Raw genomic sequence first — 4,628 nt, forward strand, 5'->3', positions numbered from 1 at the left:
CGTCGGGTCGTCGCCGCGCCCGGAGACGGCCTCGCGCGCCGCCGCCGACACCGCCGCGGCCGAGATCGCGACGGCGCTCGGCGCGGGCGCCTCGCCGGGCGACGCGGTCCGGACGGCGGTGCGGCACGCGGCCGCGGCGGTCAGCGGGCTCGCCGACTCCCCCGACCACGCGCCCTCGTGCACGTTCGTCGCGGCGGTGACCGGCCCGGACGGCGTGACCGTCGGCTGGGTCGGCGACAGCCGCGCGTACTGGCTGAGCGCGGACGACACGTCCGGCACGGGCGACCTGGCCGACACCGGGGAGCTGAACGCGGCGGCCCTCGCCGCCGAACTCGCCCGCAACGGCGCGGGCGACCCGGACGCCACCGGCCCGCACGCCACCGGCCCGGACGCCGACGCGCTGCCGCTCGGGGCGTCGCGGCGGCTGACCGACGACGACTCGTGGGCGGCGTTCATGGTGGCGTCCGGCGCGCTCACCGAGGCGGAGGCCGAGGCACACCCGAACGCGCACGTCATCACGGCGTGGCTGGGCGCGGACGCCGGGGAGGTCCGGCCGCACGTGCGCGGCTTCCTGCCGGACCGGCCCGGCACGCTGCTGGTGTGCAGCGACGGCCTCTGGAACTACTTCCCCGGCGCCGGCGACCTGGCGGCCGTGCTGCGGAACGCGCAGGCGGACCCGGCCGCCGACCCGATCGGCGCCGCCAGGATCCTGGTGCGCCACGCCCTGGACGCGGGCGGACGCGACAACATCACGGTGGCCGTGCTTCCCCTGGCGGCCGCCCCGAGCACGGAGCAGGGTTGATGAGCGACCAGCCGCAGTTCACCGTCAGGATCGACCAGAACAAGTTCCTCCCCGAGGGCGGCCGCGAGGTGCACGCCATCGTCTCGGTCGAGTCGGCCGGGGGGGCTCTGGCGACCGCCGCGGCGCCCGCTCAGGCGGCCGAGGTCATCATCATCGACACCTCGGGCTCGATGACCTACCCCGACACCAAGCTGCGGTCGGCGATCGCCGCCGCGCAGACCGCGGTGGACACCCTGCGGGACGGCGTGATGTTCGCGGTGGTGTCCGGGGCCAACAGCGCGCACATGGTGTTCCCGCAGCAGGCGACGCTGGTGCCCGCCAACGACCGGAACCGGGCGGCGGCCAAGAGCGCGTTGAAGCGGCTGACCGCGCAGGGCGGCACGGCGATCGGCTCGTGGCTGCGCCTCGCCGACCAGCTGTTCGACCCCTACCAGGACGGCGTCCGGCACGCGATCCTGCTGACCGACGGCAAGAACCAGCACGAGAGCCCGGAGGAGCTGGACGCGGTGCTGTTCCGCTGCTCCGGCCGGTTCGTGTGCGACTGCCGCGGGGTCGGGACCGACTGGGAGGTCGCCGAGCTGCGCAAGGTCGCCAACGCCCTGCTCGGCACCGTCGACATCGTCGCCGACCCGGCCGACCTGGTCGCCGACTTCCGCGCGATGACCGAGGCCGCGATGGGCAAGGCCGTCGCGGACGTGGCGCTGCGCGTGTGGACGCCGCAGACCGCGCGGCTGAAGTTCGTCAAGCAGGTCATGCCGAACGTCCAGGACCTCACGTCCATGCGCAGCGAGGCCGGTCCGCAGGCCGGCGACTTCCCGCTCGGCGCGTGGGGCGCGGAGAGCCGCGACTACCAGATCTGCGTGGAGGTCCCGCCGGGCGAGGTCGGCAAGGAGCTGCGCGCGGCCTGGGTGAAGCTGGTGGTCCCCGGCGGCCCCGGCGAGGAGGCGCAGGTCATCGCCACCGGCAACGTGCTCGCGCAGTGGACCGACGACGAGGCCCTCTCCACCCGGATCAACCCGCGGGTGGCGCACTACACCGGGCAGTCCGAACTCGCCGACGTGATCCAGGAGGGCCTGGCCGCCCGCCGGGACGGCGACCTCGACACCGCGACCGCCCGCCTCGGCCGCGCCGTGAAGCTCGCCGACGAGGCGGGCAACGAGGCGGTCACGGCGGCGCTGCGCAAGGTCGTGGACGTGCTCGACCCCGCCACCGGGACCGTCCGCCTGAAGGCGAACGTGGAGAAGGCGGACGAGATGTCCCTCGACACCACCTCGACCAAGACCGTCCGGACGCGCAAGGACGAGACGGTCCGCACCCGCCGTTCCGAGGTCTGATCATGGCTGTCTGCCCCGCCGGGCACTCCTCCGGCTCCGACGACTACTGCGACGTGTGCGGCGAGCGCATCGGCGGGGCGTCCGCGCCGTCGGCGGCACCGTCCGCCGCGCCGCCCGCCGCGCCGTCCGCCACGGGCGCGCCGCCCCTGGCCCCGGCCCCCGGGATGCCGACGCAGGCGATGACCGCGTCCGGCATCCCGTGCCCGGACTGCGGCACGCCCGCCGCGGACCGGTTCTGCGAGCAGTGCGGTTACGACTTCGCCACCGGCGGCGGACGGCCGAGCCCGCGACCGAAGGCGGCCGAGCCGTCCGAGCCGATGCGGCCGCCCAGCCTCCCCCAGCCGCCGGGGCACCGGTCGAACCCGCCGGGTCCGCCCATGACGCCGCCCGCGACGCCGCCCCCGGTGACGCGCAACGACCCGCCCACCGGTCCCCCGGCGCAGCCGTCCGGGCCGTCGGGGCCGCACGGGCCGCACGGGCCCTCGGGGGGCGGCTGGGTCGCGATCGTCGCCGCCGACCGGGCGTACTACGACGCGGTGATCGCGATGAACGGCCCGGACGCGGCGCGCATCGTGTTCCCGCCGTTCGCGCCCGAGCGCCGCATCCCGCTGTCCGGGGAGCGCGTGCTGATCGGGCGGCGCAGCCCGAGCCGCGGCACCGACCCGCAGATCGACCTGCGCCACCCGCCGGAGGACCCGGGCGTCTCGCACACCCACGCGGTGCTGCTCGCCCGTCCGGACGGCCGCTGGTCGCTGGTCGACCCCGGCTCGGCCAACGGGACGTGCGTGAACGGCTCGGCCGACCCGATCCCGAACAACGTGGAGGTCCCGGTGGGCGAGGGCGACCGCGTCCACGTCGGGGCCTGGACGACCATCACGCTCACGAGAGGCGGGACGCCATGACGGCCGTCCAGCAGCACGGAGGTTCGCCTCCCGCACCCGCGCCGCAGGGCGGCCCGCACGGCGGGCCCCCGGCCGGGCTCCCCGTCCCGCCGGGCGGAGCCCGGCCCGGTCTCGCGGACCTGCGCGCGCGGGCCGCCGCCGCGCCGCCGCGCCGGGGCGTCCGCCGGGCGGTGCCGCGCACCAACTCCGGCCGCATCCGGGCGTTCGCGGCGGGCGTCGTGGTCGTCCTGGTGGCGCTGCTCCTGCTCGCCTGGAACGGGGTCGACGACGCGCGCACCGGCGTCAAGGTCATCGACACCGCGGGCCCGCAGGTCATCGCGACCGGCGACCTGTACTTCCGGCTCACCGACATGGACGCGCAGCTCGCCCACGCCCTGCTGGTCGGCGGCCGGGACGGGAGCCGGCCGGACCGGGCCCAGGCGCTCGCCCGCTACGACGCCAGCCGCAGCAAGGCCGACGACGCGCTGATCCAGGCCGCCCGGCTGGCCCGTGACGACACCGAGCGGCAGACCGCGCGGTCGCTGCTGGACGGCCTCGGCCGCTACGAGCGGCTCGCCGGCCAGGCGCTGCTCCAGGACCAGGACGCCCCGCACGCCGCCGGTCCGCCGTCCGCGCCGGTCACCCAGCTCTACCGCGACGCGACCGACCTGATGAAGCTGCAGCTGCTGCCGCAGGCCTACAACCTGACGCTCGACAACGGCACGATCGTCCGGCACACCTACGAGGACAAGCGGAGCGCCGTGCTGACCGGCCGCACCGTCGTCATCGTCACCGGGGTGGTCCTGCTGGCCGTGCTCGCCGCGTTCCAGTGGTCCATGGCGAGGCGGTTCCGGCGGCTGCTGAACCTGCCGCTCGCGGTCACCACGGTCGCGGTGATCGTCGTCGTCGGCTGGACGGCCGCGATGCTCGGCAGCCAGGCGTCGGCGTTGGCCAAGGCGAAGACCGACGGGTTCGACTCGATCCTCGCGCTCGCTCGTGCGCGCGCGATCGGCAACAGCGCGCAGGCGGACCAGACGCGGTTCCTGCTCGACCCGGGACGCGCCGACACCTACGAGCAGGTGTTCCAGAGCAAGTCCCAGACCGTGCTGTACCTGCCCGCCGACAACCTCGCCGGATACCAGGAGGCGGTCAGGGCGCTGCCGAGCCTCAACAACCAGCGGGACGACCATCCGATCCTGGGCTTCCTGGGCACCGAGGGCCGCCGCGCCAGCAGTGACGCGAAGGCCCTGGACGACGTGCTGGCCGGCTTCAAGAAGTTCCAGCAGAACGACCGTCAGATGCGCGACCTGGTCGCGGCGAACGCCCGCGGGCAGGCGATCGCGCTGCAGACCGGGCAGGCCGCGACCGACTACGCCGCCTACGACAAGAGCCTGGTGAAGCTCGCCGCCGTGCACCAGGCGACCTTCGACCGCGCCATGAAGGACGGCAAGGGCGGCACGGAGGGCTGGCAGTACGCGCTGCCGCTCGCGGGCCTGGTCGTCGTCCTGCTGCTGGTGGCGGGCGTGCGGCCCCGGCTGGCGGAGTACCGATGAGGGGAGGCGCGATGCGGAGCGGGACGGAGCGGCGGAAGCCCGCGCAGGCGCGGACGCG

At 75.7% G+C, this 4,628-nt stretch carries 4 protein-coding genes; all 4 read left to right on the plus strand.

The window, feature by feature from the left end; genetic code table 11:
- Positions 1-802 (plus strand): PP2C family protein-serine/threonine phosphatase (locus AB0J52_RS28305; protein WP_500185482.1); only part of this gene is annotated, 802 nt, incomplete at its 5' end.
- Entirely contained in the window at positions 802-2,136 is a 1,335-nt protein-coding gene (locus tag AB0J52_RS28310; protein ID WP_500185484.1) for a vWA domain-containing protein, read from the plus strand. The genes AB0J52_RS28305 and AB0J52_RS28310, both read left to right, overlap by 1 nt.
- A 2-nt stretch (positions 2,137-2,138) precedes the next feature.
- Positions 2,139-3,038, plus strand: coding sequence for an FHA domain-containing protein (locus tag AB0J52_RS28315; protein WP_500185487.1), 900 nt, complete (start codon positions 2,139-2,141; stop codon positions 3,036-3,038).
- Positions 3,035-4,570 carry a GlnX family signal transduction membrane protein gene (locus AB0J52_RS28320; protein WP_500185489.1) on the plus strand — a complete coding sequence of 512 codons (1,536 nt, stop codon included), beginning with the start codon at positions 3,035-3,037 and terminating at the stop codon, positions 4,568-4,570. The genes AB0J52_RS28315 and AB0J52_RS28320 overlap by 4 nt, the downstream gene beginning before the upstream one ends.
- Positions 4,571-4,628: the final 58 nt, after the last annotated feature.

The sequence above is a fragment of the Spirillospora sp. NPDC049652 genome (genome assembly GCF_040675125.1).
Lineage (GTDB): Bacteria > Actinomycetota > Actinomycetes > Streptosporangiales > Streptosporangiaceae > Spirillospora.